At 59.9% G+C, this 20,906-nt stretch carries 22 protein-coding genes; 11 read left to right on the forward strand and 11 right to left on the reverse strand.

The window, feature by feature from the left end:
* Positions 1-114 precede the first annotated feature (114 nt).
* The 9 genes from FHX09_RS24080 to FHX09_RS24120 all read left to right on the forward strand — a co-directional run bounded on the left by FHX09_RS24080 (position 115) and on the right by FHX09_RS24120 (position 9,189).
* Positions 115-945 (forward strand): RNA methyltransferase, encoded by an 831-nt coding sequence (locus FHX09_RS24080; protein WP_007789524.1) that lies wholly within the window; start codon positions 115-117, stop codon positions 943-945.
* Positions 926-1,726: a glutamate racemase gene (gene murI / locus FHX09_RS24085; protein WP_007789526.1), complete on the forward strand. Its 801-nt coding sequence runs from the start codon at positions 926-928 to the stop codon at positions 1,724-1,726. The genes FHX09_RS24080 and murI overlap by 20 nt, the downstream gene beginning before the upstream one ends.
* Positions 1,727-1,833: 107 nt before the next feature.
* Positions 1,834-2,961 carry an MFS transporter gene (locus FHX09_RS24090; RefSeq protein ID WP_132593146.1) on the forward strand — a complete coding sequence of 376 codons (1,128 nt, stop codon included), beginning with the start codon at positions 1,834-1,836 and terminating at the stop codon, positions 2,959-2,961.
* A 93-nt stretch (positions 2,962-3,054) separates the two neighbouring features.
* Complete coding sequence (locus FHX09_RS24095; RefSeq protein WP_184450761.1) at positions 3,055-4,569, forward strand: ATP-binding protein; 1,515 nt, start codon at positions 3,055-3,057, stop codon at positions 4,567-4,569.
* Positions 4,570-4,834: 265 nt separating this feature from the next.
* Positions 4,835-5,452 (forward strand): 30S ribosomal protein S4, encoded by a 618-nt coding sequence (gene rpsD, locus FHX09_RS24100; RefSeq protein WP_007789529.1) that lies wholly within the window; start codon positions 4,835-4,837, stop codon positions 5,450-5,452.
* Positions 5,453-5,622: 170 nt separating this feature from the next.
* Positions 5,623-6,552 carry a glutaminase gene (locus tag FHX09_RS24105; protein ID WP_132593142.1) on the forward strand — a complete coding sequence of 310 codons (930 nt, stop codon included), beginning with the start codon at positions 5,623-5,625 and terminating at the stop codon, positions 6,550-6,552.
* A 59-nt stretch (positions 6,553-6,611) separates the two neighbouring features.
* Positions 6,612-7,496 carry a tRNA 2-thiocytidine(32) synthetase TtcA gene (gene ttcA, locus FHX09_RS24110; protein WP_007789532.1) on the forward strand — a complete coding sequence of 295 codons (885 nt, stop codon included), beginning with the start codon at positions 6,612-6,614 and terminating at the stop codon, positions 7,494-7,496.
* 29 nt (positions 7,497-7,525) lie between these two features.
* Positions 7,526-8,350 carry an inositol monophosphatase family protein gene (locus FHX09_RS24115; RefSeq protein ID WP_183722864.1) on the forward strand — a complete coding sequence of 275 codons (825 nt, stop codon included), beginning with the start codon at positions 7,526-7,528 and terminating at the stop codon, positions 8,348-8,350.
* Positions 8,351-8,592: 242 nt separating this feature from the next.
* Positions 8,593-9,189 carry a LysE family translocator gene (locus FHX09_RS24120; protein ID WP_132593138.1) on the forward strand — a complete coding sequence of 199 codons (597 nt, stop codon included), beginning with the start codon at positions 8,593-8,595 and terminating at the stop codon, positions 9,187-9,189.
* Positions 9,190-9,272: 83 nt separating this feature from the next.
* Here FHX09_RS24120 and FHX09_RS24125 read toward each other — a convergent pair whose 3' ends face one another.
* The 3 genes from FHX09_RS24125 to grxD form a co-directional block, all read right to left on the reverse strand.
* Positions 9,273-10,553, reverse strand: a complete 1,281-nt coding sequence (locus FHX09_RS24125; RefSeq protein WP_132593136.1) for a multidrug effflux MFS transporter — start codon at positions 10,551-10,553, stop codon at positions 9,273-9,275.
* A gap of 35 nt (positions 10,554-10,588) precedes the next feature.
* Positions 10,589-11,794 (reverse strand): multidrug effflux MFS transporter, encoded by a 1,206-nt coding sequence (locus FHX09_RS24130; RefSeq protein ID WP_007789536.1) that lies wholly within the window; start codon positions 11,792-11,794, stop codon positions 10,589-10,591.
* Positions 11,795-11,937: 143 nt separating this feature from the next.
* Positions 11,938-12,273 carry a Grx4 family monothiol glutaredoxin gene (gene grxD, locus FHX09_RS24135; RefSeq protein WP_007532908.1) on the reverse strand — a complete coding sequence of 112 codons (336 nt, stop codon included), beginning with the start codon at positions 12,271-12,273 and terminating at the stop codon, positions 11,938-11,940.
* Positions 12,274-12,558: 285 nt separating this feature from the next.
* Between grxD and FHX09_RS24140 the strand changes: the two genes are divergently transcribed.
* Positions 12,559-13,710, forward strand: a complete 1,152-nt coding sequence (locus FHX09_RS24140; protein WP_184450762.1) for a hypothetical protein — start codon at positions 12,559-12,561, stop codon at positions 13,708-13,710.
* A 21-nt stretch (positions 13,711-13,731) separates the two neighbouring features.
* Here FHX09_RS24140 and FHX09_RS24145 read toward each other — a convergent pair whose 3' ends face one another.
* From FHX09_RS24145 to FHX09_RS24155, 3 genes are all read right to left on the reverse strand, one after another.
* Complete coding sequence (locus tag FHX09_RS24145; RefSeq protein WP_007789538.1) at positions 13,732-13,965, reverse strand: BolA family transcriptional regulator; 234 nt, start codon at positions 13,963-13,965, stop codon at positions 13,732-13,734.
* 19 nt (positions 13,966-13,984) lie between these two features.
* The gene (gene purL, locus FHX09_RS24150) at positions 13,985-16,219 is read right to left on the reverse strand and encodes a phosphoribosylformylglycinamidine synthase subunit PurL (RefSeq protein ID WP_132593134.1); all 2,235 of its coding nucleotides are present in this window, start codon (positions 16,217-16,219) and stop codon (positions 13,985-13,987) included.
* Positions 16,220-16,508: 289 nt separating this feature from the next.
* Positions 16,509-17,927: a PLP-dependent aminotransferase family protein gene (locus FHX09_RS24155; protein ID WP_184450763.1), complete on the reverse strand. Its 1,419-nt coding sequence runs from the start codon at positions 17,925-17,927 to the stop codon at positions 16,509-16,511.
* A 79-nt stretch (positions 17,928-18,006) separates the two neighbouring features.
* Here FHX09_RS24155 and FHX09_RS24160 point away from each other — a divergent pair, with 79 nt between their 5' ends.
* Positions 18,007-18,273: a DUF1127 domain-containing protein gene (locus FHX09_RS24160; protein WP_132593130.1), complete on the forward strand. Its 267-nt coding sequence runs from the start codon at positions 18,007-18,009 to the stop codon at positions 18,271-18,273.
* Here the strand turns inward: FHX09_RS24160 and FHX09_RS24165 are convergent, their stop codons facing one another.
* Genes FHX09_RS24165 through purC form a run of 5 tightly spaced genes read right to left on the reverse strand, consistent with a single transcriptional unit; the run spans position 18,274 to position 20,708 of the window.
* Positions 18,274-18,672 (reverse strand): hypothetical protein, encoded by a 399-nt coding sequence (locus FHX09_RS24165; protein ID WP_007789545.1) that lies wholly within the window; start codon positions 18,670-18,672, stop codon positions 18,274-18,276. It lies immediately after the preceding gene.
* 48 nt (positions 18,673-18,720) lie between these two features.
* Complete coding sequence (gene purQ / locus FHX09_RS24170; RefSeq protein ID WP_132593128.1) at positions 18,721-19,392, reverse strand: phosphoribosylformylglycinamidine synthase subunit PurQ; 672 nt, start codon at positions 19,390-19,392, stop codon at positions 18,721-18,723.
* 8 nt (positions 19,393-19,400) lie between these two features.
* Positions 19,401-19,646 (reverse strand): hypothetical protein, encoded by a 246-nt coding sequence (locus tag FHX09_RS24175; RefSeq protein ID WP_007789550.1) that lies wholly within the window; start codon positions 19,644-19,646, stop codon positions 19,401-19,403.
* Positions 19,647-19,667: 21 nt separating this feature from the next.
* Complete coding sequence (gene purS / locus FHX09_RS24180) at positions 19,668-19,910, reverse strand: phosphoribosylformylglycinamidine synthase subunit PurS (protein WP_007789552.1); 243 nt, start codon at positions 19,908-19,910, stop codon at positions 19,668-19,670.
* 33 nt (positions 19,911-19,943) lie between these two features.
* Positions 19,944-20,708 (reverse strand): phosphoribosylaminoimidazolesuccinocarboxamide synthase, encoded by a 765-nt coding sequence (gene purC, locus FHX09_RS24185; RefSeq protein ID WP_007532892.1) that lies wholly within the window; start codon positions 20,706-20,708, stop codon positions 19,944-19,946.
* Positions 20,709-20,906 lie beyond the last annotated feature (198 nt).

Raw genomic sequence — 20,906 nt, forward strand, 5'->3', positions numbered from 1 at the left:
TTGGACATTGTGTGCCGACGAGCCCGAGGGATGTCCTAACGTCGCCGGGACGCTTGGCCCTTGCCGTTTCAGCCTGGCTTGGCTATTGCGCCCGTAGCAAAAGGATCCAGCGTCATGGCAGGCACGAACAGCGAGCGGCGACTTCTCACAGAAGGCCCGGTTATCATTCTCGTCGAACCGCAGATGGGAGAAAACATCGGAATGGTGGCGCGCGCCATGGCGAATTTCGGCCTGGCGGATCTCAGGCTTGTCAATCCGCGCGATGGCTGGCCGAATGACAAAGCTCAGGCTGCCGCGTCGAAGGCGGATCATGTGATCGAAGGCACCAAAGTATTCGAGACGCTGGAGCAGGCGATTGCTGACTTGAACTTCGTCTACGCGACGACGGCGCGCGAGCGGGACGGCTTCAAACCAGTTCGCTCGCCTGTTGTCGCAGCGGAGACGCTACGAGCAAAATTTCGCGCGGGCGAGGGCACCGGCATCCTGTTCGGACGTGAACGTTGGGGGCTCAATAACGAGGAGGTGGCGCTTGCCGACGAGATCGTGACTTTTCCGGTCAACCCCGCTTTCGCGTCGCTCAACATCGCTCAAGCCGTGCTGTTGATGTCCTACGAGTGGATGAAGTCGGGCATGGAGGATGTCGCGGCCGTTCCCTTCCAGGCAATGTCGCAGACGCAATCCACGAAGGAACAACTATTCGGGCTCTACGACCAGTTGGAAGAGGCACTGGAGGCGCGCAATTATTTCCATCCGCCCGCGAAAAAGCCGAAAATGGTGGACAACCTGCGCGCAGTCCTGTCCCGCCGCGCCTTCACAGAGCAGGAAATCAGCGTGTTGCGCGGTGTGATCTCCTCCCTCGACCGCTTCTCGCGGAAATATCCGCGCGGGAGCCGGCCACCCGTAGACGTCAAGGAACAATCGGAAGATGACAGCAGCGCCGAATGAGCTGAAACCGGTTCTGGTCTTCGATTCCGGCATCGGAGGGCTGACCGTGCTGCGCGAAGCGCGCGTGCTCATGCCGGAGCGCGGTTTTATCTACATCGCCGATGATGCTGGCTTTCCCTATGGCGGCTGGGAAGAGCAGGCGCTGAAGGAGCGGATCATCGGCCTGTTCGCGAGGCTGCTTGCGGATTATGCCCCTGAGGTCTGCATCATCGCCTGCAACACGGCCTTTACGCTGGTTGGCGCCGATCTTCGCGCGGCTTTTCCGCAGATGACCTTCATCGGCACGGTACCGGCGATCAAGCCGGCGGCAGAGCGGACACGCTCGGGGCTCGTCTCCGTCCTGGCGACCCCTGGTACGGTGAGGCGTGCCTATACGCGCGACCTTATCCAATCCTTCGCGCAGCAGTGTCACGTGCGCCTGGTCGGGTCCGAAAATCTGGCGCGAATGGCGGAGGCCTATATCCGCGGCGATGCGGTATCCGACGAGGCCGTGCTGTCCGAGATCGACCAATGCTTCGTGGAGAAGGACGGTCGCAAGACCGACATCGTGGTGCTTGCCTGCACGCACTATCCCTTCATGGCCAACGTCTACCGGCGGCTCGCACCCTGGCCTGTCGATTGGCTCGATCCAGCGGAGGCAATTGCGCGGCGCGCCCGCAACCTCGTGCCGCAGGTCGCCGATGGCGTGCACCCCGACAGTTTCGACTTCGCGGTCTTCACGTCAGGCAATCCCGATTTCGCGACGCGCCGGCTGATGCAGGGATTTGGCCTCAAGGCTTGACATCAGGCACACGCGCAACGCCGGTCTTGTCTTGATGCAATAGGGGCTATCGCAAAGCCAAGCGACTGCGCAGACTGTGAGATGTGATTCGTCCCGCCAGGCTCCGCATGTCCTTCCAAAAGCTCGTTATGGCTATCTTTTTCCTGCAGCCGATCGCATTCGGCAGCTGGTTGCCGCGCATCCCCGAAATCCAGGCTCGTCTGGAGCTCGGTCCGGCCGATCTTGCGCTGGCTCTGCTCGGCATGCCGGTAGGCATTCTGTCGACGTTGCCTTTTGCGGGAAGAGTGGTCTCTCGCATTGGGGGAAAGACCGCGGTCATTGCGGGTTTTTTCGTCTTCTCGGTAATTGTCTGCCTTCCGGCCTTCTCGCTCGCGCCGGTTGAATTGTTCATCGCTCTGGCCTTGCTTGGCGTTGCGATGTCGATGCTGGAGCTCGGGTTGAATGTCGAGGCAGATCGTGCCGAAAAGGATACCGGCTCGATCATCATGAACCGCTGCCATGGCTTCTGGAGCCTTGGCATCATGGCGGGCAGCCTGCTTGGTTCCGCGATGGTAGCGGTTGCCGCGCCGGCCGGATGGGCAATCCTGGCGGCGGCTTTTGTCGTGCTGCCGTTTGCTGTTGCGGCAAGTCTCCGCCTGCCGCCGGATCGCGAAGCCGGTTCGGCTCCGCCGCACGCGCCGTTCAAACCGCCGAGTGTGACACTGCTCGGGATCTGTGCCTTCGTCTTCGGCATTACCATGACCGAAGGGGCGATTGCCGACTGGTCGGCGGTCTATCTCAAGGATGTCTTCCAGACCGATGGCATGATGACCGGTATCGGCTATACGATCTTTGCCCTCATGGTGGCGGCCGGGCGCTTCAGCGGCGACCATCTGAAGCAGCGCTTTGGCGCGATTTCACTAGCCCGAGGCTGCGGCGCGGCTGCTCTTGCGGGCATGCTGATTGTCGTCTTTGCTTGGCATAGCCTGGTGACGCTGGCGGGCTTTGCGCTGGTCGGTATCGGTGTGTCGGTCGGCTTTCCGCTGGCGGTTACCGCCGCGGCGAGCCTCCGGGATCGGCCGGCGGCAGCCAATGTCGCGATCCTGTCTTTCATGGCGCTCACCGGCTTTCTGATCGGACCGCCTCTGATCGGATTCATCGCGGAGGCGTCGGGGTTGCGCGTCGGGTTGGCGGTGTTGCTGGTGCCGCTCGCGATCAGCCTGGCGTTCACGCGGATGCTGAAGGCTAGGTTCTGACGGTTTTCTCCTGTGGGTTTGTGCGGGCGTGTTGCCAAAGACACGGCCAAACCTGCTAGGACGCCGTGTTCGAATTGAAAGAGGAATGTGACATTGCAGGTTGGTATCGATATGGGAACGGCGTCGGGAGGCAATCCGGCCACGCTCGATATCGAGGAGCTTCTGGCTACCCGTCTTCTGGTGCAGGGCAATTCCGGCTCCGGCAAGTCGCATCTGCTTCGCCGCCTTCTGGAGCAATCTGCGCAGTGGGTGCAGCAGGTCATCATCGATCCTGAAGGCGATTTCGTCACTCTGTCTGACAAGTTCGGCCACGTCGTGGTCGACGGCGAGCGGACGGAGGCCGAATTGGCCGGCATTGCCAATCGTATCCGCCAGCATCGCGTCTCCTGCGTTCTGACGCTTGAGGGGCTGGATATCGAGCAGCAGATGCGGGCGGCAGCCGCTTTCCTCAATGGCATGTTCGATGCCGACCGCGAATACTGGTATCCAGTTCTTGTCGTGGTCGACGAGGCGCAGATGTTTGCGCCTTCGGTCGGCGGCGATGTTTCCGAAGATGCGCGCAAGATGTCGCTCGGCGCCATGACGAACCTGATGTGTCGCGGTCGCAAGCGCGGTCTTGCCGGAGTGATCGCAACGCAGCGTCTGGCAAAGCTTGCGAAGAACGTTGCCGCGGAAGCCTCGAACTTCCTGATGGGCCGCACCTTTCTCGACATCGACATGGCGCGTGCGGCCGATCTCCTCGGCATGGACCGTCGTCAGGCGGAAATGTTCCGCGATCTGAAGCGTGGTAATTTCGTTGCGCTCGGGCCTGCCTTGTCGCGTCGCCCGTTGCCGATCGAGATCGGCAACGTCGAGACTTCGGCACGCTCGTCGAGCCCGAAGCTCATGCCGCTGCCGGATGCGCCTCAGGACGTCGAGGATCTGATCTTCACGCCGGATCCGGAAGAGTTTCAGAGGCCAATCGTTCGTCGCGCTCCGGCAGCGCCACGGCCAACCACAGATATTCTCGCCGAATTGTCGCGTTCGGCTCCTGCCGCCTCGGCTCCTCCCTCAGAGACTCGCGCAGCTCAGCCCGAGCTATCGACGGAGGAGCGCGAGGAGCGGCTGACGGCTGTGCTCCACGAGATCCTGGACGACCCGGGGTCCGGCTTTCGAACGGATTCGGTGTTGTATCAGGACTTCCTCGTGCGGCTTCGTATGCGCCGGGTTCCGGGTTCTCCGATGTCTCTTCCTGAGTTCCGGCGCCGCGTCGCGATTTCGCGCTCCGGGGTGGACGCTGCAACAGCCGAAACGGAAGCCTGGGCGACAGCGCTGTCGCTTTCGGCCAGTGTCACCGACGATCTGCAGGGCGTCTTTCTGATGATAGCAAAGGCTGCCGTCTGCGGTGAGCCATGCCCGTCGGACGCCCGGATTGCGCGAGCCTACGGCACCCATTCGGCACGGCGGGCAAGGCGCCTGCTCGGGTACTTCGAGGAGCAGGGCACCATAGTGGTGCACGCGGATTTCTCGGGCAAGCGGATTGTCGCCTTTCCCGACATGGACTGCCAAACGGCGCCTGGCGATGCAAATGCGACCGACGCCGATGACGTCCGCCCCGCGGCGGAATAGCAACGCTGCTCAAGGTGAGACGTTCCGCCTGCCAGAAAGCAAGCTACCGGGTATGGATTGTGATTGACATTCCAGCGACTTCGCCCTAAACACCGCGCCAGCACCGGGCAGAGATGTCCGGTGTTTCATTTGACATGTCCCGTGGATTTGTCCCGTTCGCGTAATGGGATGATCCTGTCGGATCCTCGAAAGAAGATCAAAGGAGGGCGTGTTTCCTTCACGCGGCTTGGTAACAGACCGTCCTAACTATCTGAAAGGAAATACGATGAGCAAGCGCGAATCGTCTAAGTACAAGATTGACCGCCGTATGGGCGAAAACATCTGGGGCCGTCCGAAGTCCCCGGTGAACCGCCGCGAATACGGCCCGGGCCAGCATGGTCAGCGCCGCAAGGGCAAGCTTTCGGACTTCGGTGTGCAGCTGCGCGCCAAGCAGAAGCTCAAGGGCTACTACGGTGACCTGCGCGAAAAGCAGTTCCGTGCAATCTTCGCTGAAGCCGCCCGCCGCAAGGGTGACACCTCGGAAAACCTGATCGGTCTTCTGGAGTCCCGTCTGGACGCGATCGTTTATCGCGCCAAGTTCGTTCCGACCGTTTTCGCTGCCCGCCAGTTCGTGAACCACGGCCACGTGACCGTGAACGGCGTCCGCGTCAACATCGGTTCCTACCGTTGCAAGGCTGGCGACGTCATCGAAGTTCGTCAGAAGTCGAAGCAGCTCGTTTCCGTTCTGGAATCGGTTGCTCTGGCTGAACGCGACGTTCCGGACTACATCGAAGCCGACCATAACAAGATGGTTGCTACCTTCGCTCGCGTTCCCTCGCTCTCCGACGTCCCGTATCCGGTCGTCATGGAGCCGCATCTGGTGGTCGAATTCTATTCGCGTTAACGCATAACCCCGACAATCGAGTTTCGATTGTCGGAAAGGCTTATGCGTCTCTTTAAGGGCTACTGCGTTCTTTGCGCGTCTTCGACGCGTGGCGCAGTAGGATGCGAGGCGTTTTCGCATACGGAAAAGCCGCCTCTTGGGGCGGCTTTTTTGTTATCTGGGGAGATACGATGACGGACTTGCAGGCAGTTCTCGACAGCATCCACAAGGAGCTGGCACCCCGTATCGGCGAAGGCAAGGTTGCGGACTACATTCCGGAACTCGCCAAGGTCGACGCGAATCAGTTTGGCTTGAGCGTGGTGACCATAGACGGCAAGGTCTACAGCGTCGGCCATGCGGATGTCCCGTTCTCCATCCAGAGCATCTCAAAGGTCTTCATGCTGACGCTTGCGCTTGGCAAGGTCGGCGAGGGACTGTGGAAGCGCGTCGGCCGCGAACCTTCGGGCTCGGCTTTCAACTCGATCGTCCAGCTCGAGCACGAGCAGGGTATTCCGCGCAATCCCTTCATCAACGCGGGCGCAATCGCCGTGACCGATGTCGTCATGGCCGGCCATGCGCCGCGCGAGGCGATCGGTGAGTTGCTGCGCTTCGTTCGCTATCTCGCGGATGATGAGTCGGTGACGATTGACGACCGTGTCGCAAAGTCCGAGACGCAGACGGGATACCGCAATTTTGCACTCGCCAACTTCATGCGGGCCTATCGCAATCTCGACCATCCAGTCGATCACGTACTCGGCGTCTATTTCCATCAATGCGCCCTGTCGATGACCTGCGAACAACTGGCGAAGGCGGGGCTGTTCCTCGCTGCACGTGGCAGCAATCCGATGACCGGCCACTCGGTCGTGTCACCGAAGCGGGCCCGGCGCATCAATGCGCTGATGCTGACGTGCGGTCATTATGACGGCTCCGGCGACTTCGCCTACCATGTCGGCCTTCCCGGCAAGAGCGGTGTTGGCGGAGGCATCTTTGCGGTGGCGCCCGGCATTGCCTCGATTGCGGTCTGGTCTCCGGGTCTCAACGAGGTCGGCAACTCGCAGCTCGGCGCTGTCGCGCTCGAAATGCTGGCTGCCCGGACTGGATGGTCGGTTTTCGGCGATTGATGCTGGGTTGTCGTGGCGCTTTCTGCTAAGGCGGAGGCAGACTCTGATTGGACGAGAGAATGAACATCGCAGCCAACATCGCCGATGAGTTGGAAACGCCGACCGCGGACGACGCCGTCGCACACGCGCTCTTTGCCGATGCGCCGAACTCGGTGTCGTTCAACAAGCTGCGCAAGCGGCTGCTGCGCAACGTCAGGCAGGCATTCGACGATTTTGCGATGCTGAAGGGCCAGAAGCGTTGGCTGATCGGCCTCTCTGGCGGCAAGGATTCTTATGGGCTGCTGGCTCTTCTGCTCGACCTGCAGTGGCGCGGCCTGCTTCCGGTGGAACTGGTCGCCTGCAATCTCGACCAGGGGCAGCCGAACTTTCCCAAGCATATCCTGCCTGACTATCTCACGAAGATCGGTGTCAAACACCGCATCGAGTATCGCGATACCTATTCGATCGTGAAGGAAAAGGTTCCGGAGGGCGCGACCTATTGTTCGCTCTGTTCGCGTCTACGGCGGGGCAATCTCTACCGGATCGCCAAGGAGGAGGGCTGTGACGCATTGGTGCTCGGCCACCACCGCGAGGATATTCTCGAGACCTTCTTCATGAACTTCTTCCATGGCGGGCGGCTCGCGTCGATGCCGGCCAAGCTGCTAAATGACGAGGGCAACCTCATGGTTTTGCGCCCTCTCGCCTACTGCGCCGAAGACGACATGGCAAAGTTTGCGGCGGCCATGCAGTTCCCGATCATTCCTTGTGATCTCTGCGGCTCCCAGGACGGGCTGCAGCGCAATGCGATGAAGGAGATGCTCGCCGATTTCGAGCGGCGCATGCCGGGCCGCAAGGATACGATGCTGCGGGCGCTTGCGCATGTGAACCCGTCGCATCTGCTTGATCCCAAGCTTTTCGATTTCGCCGGCCTGATGGCCGGAGAGACCGCGCCGAAGAGCGAATAGTCGGCGCTCACGCCAAAGAAGGAAAGTCCATGAGTTCCACGATAGATGTAGCGACGCTTGCCGATCTTCTGAGGCGGGCGGCGAAGGCAGAGATATTGCCGCGTTTCCGTCGACTTGGGAGCGATGACGTGCGCGCCAAGAGCGAGGCGACCGATCTGGTGACGGAGGCCGACCTGCAGGCCGAGCGGATGATCAAGGCGGAAGCAGCCACGCTCTGGCCAGATGCCCTGTTCGTCGGCGAGGAGTCGGTCGCCGCAGATCCGGCGCTGCTCGGCAAGCTCGAGGGTGCGGATCTTGCTATCGTTGTGGATCCCGTTGATGGGACGTTCAATTTCGCATCGGGCATTCCAGCCTTCGGCGTCATGGCGTCCGTGGTGTCCAAGGGCGAAACGGTTGCCGGCATCATCTACGACCCGATGGGCGACGATTGGGTGATCGGAGAGAAGGGCAGTGGCGCATGGCTTCGGCGTCCTGACGGTGAGGCGGAACGGCTTTCGGTTGCCGCAGCTGTCGCGCTGGAAGAGATGGTCGGTATGGCATCGACCGGATTCCTGCCGAAACCGAAGCGTGGCGAGATCCTTGCCAACCTCGCCAAGGTTCGGTTTCTTGCCAACTATCGCTGCGCGGCCCACGAATACCGCGCCTTTGCGAGCGGTCATGTGCACTATCTCATGTATAACAAGCTGATGCCCTGGGATCATCTTGCAGGCACGCTTCTCAGCATCGAGGCCGGTGCTTATGCAGCGCGTTTTGACGGCTCGCCCTACCTGCCGCATCACACCAGCGGTGGTTTGCTGATTGCGCCTGACAAGGAGAGCTGGGATATCCTCCGGCGCGAGGTTTTCACGGTCTAGCGCCAAGCGAGCGAACCTCGCGACTCCCTTGGAGAAGACGTGAAATACGTCTTGTGCAGAAGTGGCAGCTAGTCTGCGCGTTTGGACCGACGGTGCGCCGCATCATATCGGCTGCCGTCGCTCCATTCGGTTTCCTTATGAGAAGCTGACCCGCTAGTAGCTTGCACACAAACATACAAGACAAGAGTGTGCGCCAGGCCTAGAGGTTCTTTCGTCTTTCGAGAACCACGTGGAGAGGGACGATGGATACCGCTCAGGCGCTGGCCTTCCTGCTGTTTGCATTCATCGCGGCGGTCACGCCGGGGCCAAGCAACACCATGATCCTGTCCACCGGTGCGACCGTCGGCACTTTGAGAGGCATTGGCTGTCCGCTCGGTGCGTCACTGGGCATGGGAGTGATGATCGTTTTAAGTACCTTCGGTGTCGGAGAAATTGTCGCCGCTGTACCAGCTATCGTAACGGCGATGAAAGTGGCCGGTTCTCTGTTCCTGCTGTGGCTTGCCTGGAAGATCGTCAATGCCGGCACTTTTGAGGCGGATAGCCTGACACAGGCGGCGGGATTTCTGCAGGCTTTTCTGTTCCAGTGGTTGAACCCAAAAGGGTGGCTGGTCGCCCTGAGCGCGGGCAGCACCTATCTTGTGTCCCCGCAGCATGCGCAAACCAGCGGCGCCCTATGGATGGGGACGCTGTTTGCTGCTGCGGCTTTTCCGGCCGGGCTGCTATGGCTTGTCTTGGGCGCACTCATGGCCCAACTTCTCCGGGCACAACGTTCGGCCAAGCTTTTCAATATCGCCATGGCATCGGCGCTGGCCGTATCGGTTGTTCTGGTGTGGCGCTAACTCCCTGAGGCAGTGGCGCCCGCAACGGCATGTTGCGGGCGATACGCTATGCGTTCAAACGGGAGAGACAGGCCGGTCGGCTTCTAGAAGTGGCCGGCGCCGGAATCGAGCTGCGGGCTGTCGCCAGGATGCGTGAAGAGCTTGCCGCCTTCCGCCCAGAGCGTTGCCGCGATGCTGATCGCACCGAACACTGCGAAGCCGCCGAAGAGTGGCTGGACCGTGCCGTTGAACAGCTGGCCGACGGTGCCGCCGAGGATCGCGCCGAAGGTCGTCGACACGAAGCCGGTGATGGCGGTTGCCGTGCCGGCCAGGTTGCCCATCGGTTCCAGGCTGATCGCCGTGAAGTTGGTGGCTATGACCGCAAACATCATCAGCAGGATCGTGAAGAGCGCATAGGCGAAGGCGAAATCGGGGCGACCGCCGAGTGCTTTGACATAGCCGATCGCTGAAACGATCGTGAACAGGATCATGGCGACGTGCGAGATGCGGCGCATGCCGAACTTGCGGACGAAGAAGCCGTTGGCGAAGTTTGCCACCGCGATACCTCCCGCCGTCGCCGCAAAGGCGATCGGCAACCAGTCGCCGAGACCATAGACCTCGCCGAAGACTTGCTGGACCGAGATCACATAGGCGCTGATGACGCCTGTGAACATGGTCAGGCCGATCATGTAGCCGCAGGTGATCTTGTTGGTCAGGACGGTCTTGAAGCCGTCGACGACGGAGCCGACCGACAGGGGGATACGTTCTTCCTTCGGGAGAGATTCCTTGAGACGCAGCAGTGCCCATAAAAACAGGATGGCGCCAACGAGGCCGAGCAGGATGAATATCCAGTGCCAGTTGGCATAGGTGATAATCAACTGACCGACGGAAGGTGCCACGATCGGAACGATCATGAAGACGATCATAACGTAGGACATCACGCGCGCCATTTCGCGGCCACCGAAGCAGTCACGGACGATCGCCATCGTGGTGATGCGGACGGCTGCGCCGCCGAGGCCCTGAACGAAACGCATGATCAACAGCATTTCGAAGCTGCCTGTGGCAGCAGCGGCGAACATGGCGAGCACGTAGACCGCCAAGCCTCCAAGCAGGATGTTCCGGCGGCCGAACGTATCCGACAAGCTGCCGAAGATGATCTGCGAAACGCCGAAGCCGAGGAAGAAGACGCCGATCACGAGCTGCGCGTCGTTGGCGTTGATAACGCCGAATGAATGGCCGATCGCGGGCAGGGACGGCAACATGCTATCGATCGCCATGGCGACGCTGGCGGTCATGATGGCGATGGTGATGACAAATTCGACGAAGCCCATGCCTATTCGGCCGGAGCCCTGATTTTCAACATGTGGTTTATGCAGTGGCGTCATAATGGAAATCCTGAAATACGAGGCGGGTGACCCGATCAGACCGCGGGATTATGCGGCTGGAAGAGACGCCCCTTTTCTGCGATCAAAACGAAGATCAGGCCGATGATCGAGACGGTGAAATAGCCCGCGACCATCGGCAGAGCGGTACCGTTGAAAGCTTGGCCGATGCCGGCGCCGATCAGTGCGCCCCCGACGGTGCTCATGAAGCCGAGGACGGACGAAGCCGTTCCCGCAACATGGCCGAGCGGTTCCATGGCAAGCGAATTGAAGTTGGAGCCAATCCAGCCGAACTGGAACATCGCCAGGCCGAAGAAGCCGATGAAGAGCGGGAAGGGCATCGGGTGCGGACCCAGCAGAAGGGCCAGAAGCCAGATGGTATTAATCGTGATAAAGCCGGCCAATGCACCATGGGAAAGCCGCCGCATGCCGAACTTCCCGACAAGCCGCGAGTTCAGGAATGACGAGAGCGACATGAAGACGGCGACGCCGGCAAAAGCGAAGGGGAAGTAGACGCCTAGCCCGTAGATGCCGACGTAAATCTGCTGCGCGGAATTGATGAAGCCGAACAGTGAGCCGAAGATGAAGGTGCTGGCGATCGTGTAGCAGAGCGCGATCCGGTTCGTCAGCACGAGCTTGAAACCACCGATCACTGAACGGGCGGTGAAGGGGCGAACGTTCAAGGGATGCAGGGTTTCTGGAAGGCGAAGATAGGCCCAGCCCGAAATCAGTGCAGCCATGACGGCGATGAATACGAAGATCAGATGCCAGCTGCCGAAGAACATGATGATCTGGCCGCTGCCCGGCGCGATGACGGGGACGATCATGAAGACCATCATGATCAGCGACATGACCTCCGCCATCTGCCGGCCGCCGTAGATATCACGAACGATGGAGATCGTGATGACGCGGGTGGCCGCCGAACCAATGCCCTGAACGAAACGAAGCGCAAGCAGCCCCGCAAAGGACGGTACCAGCGCGATCCCGAGCGCGGAACAGATATAGATGACGAGGCCGATCAGGAGCGGCAGGCGACGGCCGAAGCGGTCTGAGAGGGGGCCGTAGAAGAGTTGCGCCGAGCCGAAACCAAGCAGATAGGCAGAAACGACGAATTGACGGTGATTTTCGCTTTCGACGCCGAGGCTTGCGCCGATCTGCTGAAGCGCCGGAAGCATGATGTCGATCGCAAGCGAATTGACCGCCATCAGGAAGGCGGCGAGTGCAATGAACTCCCCTTTGCCCATGGGCAATTGGCCCGCGTGCGCGGCTTGTGATGAATCTGTCACAATGGAATTCCCATAAACGGGCCAAGGCGCTGTTCAGCACAGCGCCTCGGACTCAAAATACAAGATTTGGAAACCGGGCGGACGCCCGGTGACCGGACAGGTCAGGCGGCGCCGCGAACGGTGACGCCGTGTTCCTGCAGGTGCTGCTGCAACTCACCGGCCTGGAACATTTCCCGGACGATGTCGCAGCCGCCGATGAACTCGCCCTTGACGTAGAGCTGCGGGATCGTCGGCCAGTTTGAATAATCCTTGATGCCCTGGCGGATTTCGGAGTCAGCGAGCACGTTGATGCCCTTGTAGTCGACGCCGATGTAATCGAGAATCTGCACGACCTGGCCGGAGAATCCACACTGCGGAAACTGCGGCGTTCCCTTCATGAAGAGGACGACGTCGTTGCTCTTGATTTCGTTGTCGATGAATTCGTTGATACCGCTCATAGGGACCTAATCCTTTCCACAGGCGAGTTAAAGGCCCGCCGTTTCAATCGTTAAGCTTAGATAGCATGTGATCGCCGGAATTCCAGCAGGCGCCGGCAAAAAAAGAGCACCCTATCGGTTTGCAGACGGCGGATTGTTGCGCTTGCGTTACGCCCTCCACTGAAGCGTTACGACGAGGTACGAGTGGCGCGCATTTCGCACGGGAAATTACCCGGATTTCGCCACAATTCTCGCCGATTGCGGCGCAGCAATTATCTGCCGTGCCCGCGGCAAAGAAAGAGAATAATGACAGTGATTTCGAAAAGGGTCGTTCTCCATTTTCCGGGGTTCGAGCCACTTGACGGGCGTGCTCACATCGCTCGCTACCAACGCTCAGCAAAGCAAAGTGCGGCTGTTTGGGATTTCTCAGTGCTGACAGGTGAACCGGAATACGGACCCGATTCAACGAGCTTCAAGGTGAGGGCGAGCGCGGATGGCTGGGAAACCAACAGCCATATCCATGTCTTCGACCACGACGCTCTCGTGGAAAAGCTTAGAGCTGGCAGCCGGGCGACACAGATCCTCTCAGGTTTTCGGAGCGCTTTGCAGGTCATCGCCTTTGGGGGGATGGCGGGTTATTTCAGGCATGCCTGGCGATTCGGATTGTTCTTCATCTTTCCGTTTCTGATGATGATTCTGGGCTTTGCGCTCAGTGCGACGATCGCTGTTATACCGATCGGTACGGAGTTGCCCGCCCTTCATCTTCTGTGGAGCGTGGCACTAGCGTTATGTTTCTTCATCTTTGCGTTTCTGCCTTTTGCCGAACGTTTCTACACATTGCATCTTTTCGCGGACTGGCGCATGGCGGTGGCTCTTGCTTGGATGAGCGATCCAGAATTCAATCAATGGCTCGATCACTGCGCCACTGCCGCCCGGGCAGCCTTGTCGGAGACTGCGGACGAATACGTCATCTCATCTCACAGCATGGGCTCCAGCGTTGCTGCGCATGTGATCGGCACACTTCTCGAGCGATATCCGGATATTTTCGCCGGCAAGAGGGTGATCTTTGCGACGCTCGGGTCAGCAATCCTTCAGTGTGCTTTGTTGCGTCCCGCGCAATTGCTGCGGTCACGGGTGGGCCTGATTGCGCGATGCGACAACGTTTACTGGCTCGATGTCCAGTGCCTGACCGACGCAATCCATTTCTATAAGGTGCCGGTGGTGGCGGTTTGCGGGCATGGCTATCTACGGCCTGCCAGGATGGTTTTCATCCGCGTCAAGCAGATGCTAACCGTTGAACACTACAGGAGGATTAAGAAGGACCTTCTGCGCGTGCATCGGCAGTACGTCCTGGGGCCGGACTTGCGGGCTCCCTTCGACTTCACGCTGCTGACCGCCGGTCCACGGTCGGGCTCGGTCTTTGCAGAAGGTGGCTACAGCAAAACGCCCGGCTTGTGACCGGGCATTTTGCATTCGATATCAATCAGGTGCCGATGTCTGCAGCGCCAGGGCATGCAATATGCCGCCCATGTTACCCTTGAGAGCCTCGTAGACCATCTGGTGCTGCTGCACGCGGCTCTTGCCGCGAAAGGCTTCAGCGACCACCTCAGCCGCATAATGGTCGCCGTCGCCGGCGAGATCGCGGATGGTTACCTTGGCGCCGGGGATGCCGGCCTTGATCATGTCTTCGATATCACCGGGTTTCATAGGCATGATCGTTACTCCTTGCGCATTATTCCGTGGCAGCGAGCGTGCCATGGCCTTCCATGTAATCAGGGAACCATGATTCATGGGCGTCGCGCAATTGCTGAATTGGCAGCGATAGCAGATCGTCGACGACAAGGCTGTCACCCTCGACCGTGCCGAGACGGCGGAAGGGTATGCCCGCACCTTCGGCATTGGCGCAGACGAAGTTTGCTACATCCGCTGGCACCGTCAGAACATAGCGGGCCTGATCTTCGCCGAACAGCAGCGCATGCGGCGCGCCCCTGCATTCACCGAGGCTGATCTTGAGGCCCTTGCTGGACGCCATCGCCATTTCGGCGAGAGCGAGTACGAGGCCGCCCGAAGAGATATCGTGGCAGGCCGTTGCCTGGCCGTTGCGGATCACCGAGCGCACGAAGTCGCCGTTGCGGCGCTCTGCCAAGAGGTCGACTTCCGGAGCGGGGCCTTCAGTGCTGCCAATAACATCACGCAGGTAGACCGAGGAACCGAGATGGCTGCCGTCCGTACCAATCATGATCACCTTGTCGCCATTCGAAGCGCTGCCGATACGAGTCATCTTCTTCCAGTCGGGCAGGAGGCCAACGCCGGCGATCGTCGGTGTCGGCAGGATCGCAACACCATTGGTTTCATTGTAGAGCGAGACATTGCCCGATACGATGGGGAAATCGAGAACCCGGCAGGCTTCTCCGATGCCCTTCACGGCCTGGACGAACTGGCCCATGATCTCGGGCTTCTCGGGATTGCCGAAGTTCAGGTTGTCGGTGGCTGCCAGGGGCTCTGCGCCGGTTGCCGTGATATTGCGCCAACATTCCGCGACCGCCTGCTTGCCGCCTTCGAACGGGTCTGCCTCGACATAGCGTGGCGTGACGTCAGAGGAAAAAGCGAGAGCCTTGGTCGCATGGTTTTCGACACGAACGACGCCAGCATCACCGCCCGGAAGCTGGAGCGAGTTGCCCTGGATCAGCGTATCGTACTGCTCGTAAACCCAGCGGCGGCTTGATTGATTGGGAGAGCCAACGAGTTGCAGCAGCGCCTGACCGTAGTCAGCCGGTGCGGCAACGAGGTTGGCAGGCAATGGCGCGCGCTTGTCGGACTCGCGCCACGGACGGTCATATTCGGGCGCTTGGTCACCGAGATCCTTGATAGGCAGGTTGGCGACTTCTTCGCCTTGGTGGACGACGCGAAAGCGCAGGTCGTCGGTGGTCTTGCCGACGATCGCGAAATCGAGGCCCCACTTAACGAAGATCGCCTTTGCGACGGCTTCCTTTTCCGGCTCCAGGACCATGAGCATGCGCTCCTGGCTCTCGGACAGCATCATCTCATAGGCCGTCATCTGCTCTTCACGCACGGGCACGGTGTCGAGATCGAGCAGGATGCCGAGATCGCCCTTGGCGCCCATCTCGACGGCCGAGCAGGTGAGGCCGGCAGCCCCCATGTCCTGAATGGCGATGACGGCCCCGGTTTGCATCAGCTCAAGGCAGGCTTCCAGCAGGCACTTTTCGGTAAAGGGGTCGCCGACCTGTACGGTCGGGCGCTTTTCCTCGATGGATTCGTCGAATTCAGCCGACGCCATGGTCGCACCGCCAACGCCATCACGGCCGGTCTTGGCGCCGAGATAGACGACCGGGAGACCGACGCCCTTGGCTTCTGACAGGAAGATCGCGTTGGACTTGGCGAGACCCGCGGCAAAGGCGTTGACCAGAATGTTGCCGTTGTAGCGGGCGTCGAATTCGACTTCGCCGCCGACGGTCGGTACGCCGAAGGAGTTGCCATAGCCGCCAACGCCGGACACAACGCCGGAGACGAGGTGGCGGGTCTTCGGATGGTCCGGCTCGCCGAAACGCAGCGCATTCATCGCTGCGATCGGGCGGGCGCCCATGGTGAAGACGTCGCGCAGAATGCCGCCGACACCCGTCGCCGCGCCCTGATACGGCTCGATGTAGGAGGGGTGGTTGTGGCTCTCCATCTTGAAGACGACGCAGTCACCGTCGTCGATGTCGACGACACCGGCGTTTTCGCCGGGTCCCTGGATGACACGCGGGCCTTTGGTCGGCAACGTGCGCAACCACTTCTTGGAGGATTTGTACGAGCAGTGCTCGTTCCACATGGCCGAGAAGATGCCGAGCTCCGTGAAGGTCGGTTCGCGGCCGATCAGGTCCAATATCCGCTGATATTCGTCTGGCTTCAGGCCATGGGCGGCGATCAGTTCGGGGGTGATCGGGCGGGTATTGGAAATGGTCATGAGCTCTCGGAAGTCCCTGCCGTTGCGCGATTGCGGTGTCTTTAGCCTAACTGAATGAAACGCGCGACAGGAAAATGGCAGCTGTTAACAGACGGCGGGTATACAGGGAGCCAACTGCGCCGCTTAAAACTTGTAACCGACCTGATGCAGGCGCGCGTCATGCCGTTGCTCGGACCGTCGCAGAGATTGGTATGGGACGAATGGGCGTACCATCGATGATCGTTGGGTAAAGCGACTTTTGCCGACCGGCGCTGTTTTGTCGCCGGTCAGCGGCCCCGTCGCCGCAATCTCAAATCTCGCCGTCGTAGCCAGCGCCTCCGCTTTCCAGCAGGCGTCGCAGCGTCATCAATCCCGCAACCATATCCTCCCGGTTGCGCGGCGAGGAGAAGCCTATCCGTACGCGATGATAGACTTTCTCTGCTCGAGCTGCCTTGAACTCATCCTCGTCGTCGATCAGGACACCATCCCTGTAGGCGGCGTTCTTGAAGGTTCCAGAGAGCCAAGGATCGGGCAGCTTCAGCCAGAGGAATGGCACATGCGGATGCGATACGAAGTCGTATCCCTGCAACTGTTCCCGCGCGAGCCGTTCACGTAACGTCAGTTCCGCCGCACTGGCCTTGCGGATTTCGTGTGCCTGGCCGCTCATTACGAGACGGGCGCAAGCCTCGGCCAGAATGAAAGGCAGTCCGCCGGTGATCATCTTGTGCGTCACCTTGATCCGCTGCGCAAAATGCGGCGGGCAGGCGACCCAGCCGCCGCGCACTCCGGCAGCCACCGACTTCGAAAGGCCGCTGATCAGGAACGTGCGATCGGGCGCGAGCGATGCGAGCAGGGGATTTTCGTCTCCGGTCATTCCGCCGTAGAGATCGTCCTCAATCAGCCAGACGCCATGCCGACGCGCAATTTCCGCGATGCTTGCCCGGCGGTCGCGGGGCATCGTGGCCAGCGTGGGATTGTGTGCGGTGGGCATCAGGAACGCAAGTTTCGGATGCTGCTGAAGGCAGAGGCGCTCGAAGTCACCGGGGATCACACCATTCTCGTCGGACTCGACAGTAAGGGTGCGGCGACCGAGAATGCGCGCGCTGCGACTGACCTGCGTGTAGCTCAGGTCTTCGAATACGATCTTGTCACCAGGCGATGACACGGCCGAGATGACCGCAACAGCCGCCGCATGCGCCCCAAGGGTAGGGACGATGTTTTCTGTTTCAGGCGTCCAATCGTTTCTGGCGAGCCAACGCCGGCCAGCCTCGTACCAATTTTGCGGGAAGACACGGGAATAGGACGAGATTTCGGAAAGCTTTTCCACGCCAATGGCGGCGAGCACGCTGCCGATGATCTTACCCTGACCGAGATCCGGAGCCGCCGTGGTGTCAAAGCGTATCTTGCCGGCCGGCGCATCGATAGCACGCGTGCCGCCGAGCGCGATGGTTAACGGATCCGGCTGATTGCCGGGTGCGGTCTCGGCGCGATCCAGCACGTAGGTTCCGCGGCCGACTTCACCGGCGACGAGGCCGCGCTCGTGCACCAGCGCGTATGCGCGGCCGATTGTCCCGATTGTTACGCCAATGTCGTAGGCGAGGTTTCGTTGCGGCGGCAATTTGCTGCCTGCAGGCAATGTGCCGCTGGCGATGGCTGATTCAATGCTGTCCGCAATCCGGAGGTAGACCGGGCCGGAACCACGCGAAACGTCTGGGAGCCAAGTTGGCATGATGACAATTCTCTATATTGTCACCCTTCATTCGTCAAGATTATCTGAATGACAGATACAATTCCGTTTGGAGAAAGATATGTCTGCCGTTCCAGAGAGCGAGTCCCCGATTGCACCTTTGTCTTCTCAGGTGCAATCGATGCAATACCGTGTTCGGCAAGACTTAGGCGGCGTATCGCGCGCTCAAGCCTTACTGCAGTCCGTATGGCATCGGCTATCGTCGTGGCATCAGAAGCGCGAGAGCCGCAGGGTGTTGCGCGATTTGACAGACGCCGAGCTAATAGACATCGGCGTTACGCGTGCGGATGCACGCAGGGAAGCCAGTAAGTCATTCTTCTGGGATTGATCAGCTGCAAGCTTTGCCGCCGGATGCCCAACGGGTGACGTCCTTGACGATCCGCGGTCCCGTGGCGCTTTGCATCATCGGACCAAAGGCATCGAGCTTGGAGGGGGTGCCTTCAGCCTGAACGACGAGCAATGGACGGCTCTCAGGGCTTCCCTTGTGCACGACGAGAATGCGTGGACGGCCGGAGAAGGAATTCAGTTCCGGCGCCAGCCTGTAGGCTGCGAAGGCGGCATCGCCCGATTTGAACCAGCAGGCATTTGCGCCAAGAGCAACGCGCTCCATGGTGGAAAGCGCGCTGCGATCAGGCGCCTTCGCCGGCGTGTTTGATTGGCAGGAGGCGATCAGCGCCGCCGTTGCGGCAATCGCGAGAACACGTGTCGTCGTAAGGCGAGGGCGCATCAATCTTGCTCCAATGGACCGGATGAATGGCCTCTTACGTGCCGAAGGTTAAGCAGCGATTACCTCGAGGGCAGAAGCGAACAGACCGCGGCCGTCGGAACCGCCGTGTGCTGCTTCGATGAGGTTTTCGGGGTGCGGCATCATGCCGAGGACGTTGCCCTTGTCGTTCAGGACGCCAGCAATATCGTTGATCGAGCCGTTCGGATTGGTGCCCTCCGCGTAACGGAAGACCACCTGACCATTGCCCTCGATCTTCGCCAGGGTTTCGGCGTCGGCGAAATAGTTGCCATCGTGATGCGCAACGGGGGAGCGGATGACCTGGCCCTTGGAGTAGGCACGGGTGAAATCGGTGTCGGCATTGACGACTTCGAGCTTGATCTCGCGGCAGACGAACTTGAGCGAGGCATTGCGCATCAGTGCGCCGGGCAGCAGACCTGCCTCGAGGAGGATCTGGAAGCCGTTGCATACGCCCAGAACCTTGACGCCCTTGTTCGCCTTTTCGATGATTGCCTGCATCACAGGCATGCGCGCGGCGATGGCACCACAACGAAGGTAGTCGCCATAGGAAAAGCCACCAGGGATGACGATGAGGTCGACGTCCGGAATGTCCGTTTCCGTTTGCCAGATCGTCACCGGTGCGCGACCGGAGATTTTCGTCAGTGCAGCGATCATGTCGCGATCGCGATTGAGGCCCGGAAGTTGAACGACGGCTGATTTCATGAGTGCGACTAAAACCTTGTTTGTGCTTCTGCAAGTTCTCTAAGTACGAGACGCTTTTCAATGCGTTCCAGCCGGCCTTCGTGCCGGCCAAGGACACCGTAAATACTATGTATTTCCTGCTGCATCGAGCTCATTGTGTCGCGCATGCAATGCATTTCGCTCCGGATGTCGTCAAGCGACGCATCCAGTGTGTCGATGTGCTCGTGCATTTTCGTCAACAACTCAAGCATGAGCTCTTGCGTCAATTCAGCCATCGAGTGCGCTCCACGACCAGATTAGTCGACGGAAATATTATAGTTCTCGATCACCGTATTTGCGAGGAGTTTCTCGCACATTGCCTTAAGGTCGCTCTCCGCTTTAGCCTTGTCGGCGCCTTCGAGTTCGACGTCGAAAACCTTGCCCTGACGGACATGGCCGACACCATCGAATCCGAGCGCGCCGAGGGCGCCCTCGATGGCCTTGCCCTGCGGATCGAGAACGCCGTTCTTCAGCGTGACGGTTACACGAGCCTTGATCACTTTATCTTCCCTGTCTTGCTTGGCCTGAAAGTCTTACTTCACGAGCACCGGACCGGTGCCGCGCACGGGTTCGTTCTCGTTGATGATACCGAGGCGGCGCGCAACTTCCGAATAGGCTTCGAGAAGTCCACCCATGTCACGACGGAAGCGGTCCTTATCCATCTTCTCGCGGGTATCGATATCCCACAGACGGCAGGAGTCCGGCGAAATCTCATCGGCGAGGATGATGCGCATCATGTCGCCTTCATACAGGCGGCCGCATTCGATCTTGAAATCGACAAGCTGGATACCGACGCCGAGGAAAAGGCCGGTCATGAAGTCGTTGACGCGAATGGCGAGCGCCATGATGTCATCGAGCTCGGCGGGATTTGCCCAGCCGAATGCGGTGATGTGCTCTTCCGAGACCATCGGATCATCGAGCGCGTCGGACTTGTAATAGAACTCGATGATCGAGCGCGGCAGCACAACGCCTTCCTCGATGCCCAGGCGCTTGGACAGAGAGCCGGCGGCAACGTTGCGTACAACGATCTCGAGCGGGATCATTTCCACTTCGCGGATCAACTGCTCGCGCATGTTGAGGCGGCGAATAAAATGTGTCGGAATGCCGATCTTGTTCAGATGGCTGAAGATATATTCCGAAATGCGGTTGTTCAGAACGCCCTTGCCATCGATGACTTCGTGCTTTTTCTTGTTGAAGGCGGTGGCATCGTCTTTGAAGAACTGGATCAGCGTGCCCGGTTCCGGGCCCTCATACAGAATCTTTGCCTTGCCCTCGTAAATACGGCGGCGACGGTTCATTGCAATTGTTCTCTATCGTTGGCGCTCTTGGGATAGCGCGAGTGGATCGATCTCGTGGCGTCCCCTTAAAGGAAAAGCGAGGGTTTCACAATCCGCCTGTCACTCCTTCCCCGGAATCCGGGATTGCCGGAGTGCCGCTAAGAGAATCGAAGACTTTCTGCAAAGCAGTCTACAGGTTTTTTGCGATCAACGGAATGT

The sequence above is a fragment of the Rhizobium sp. BK538 genome, from assembly GCF_014197575.1.
Taxonomy (GTDB): Bacteria; Pseudomonadota; Alphaproteobacteria; order Rhizobiales; family Rhizobiaceae; genus Rhizobium.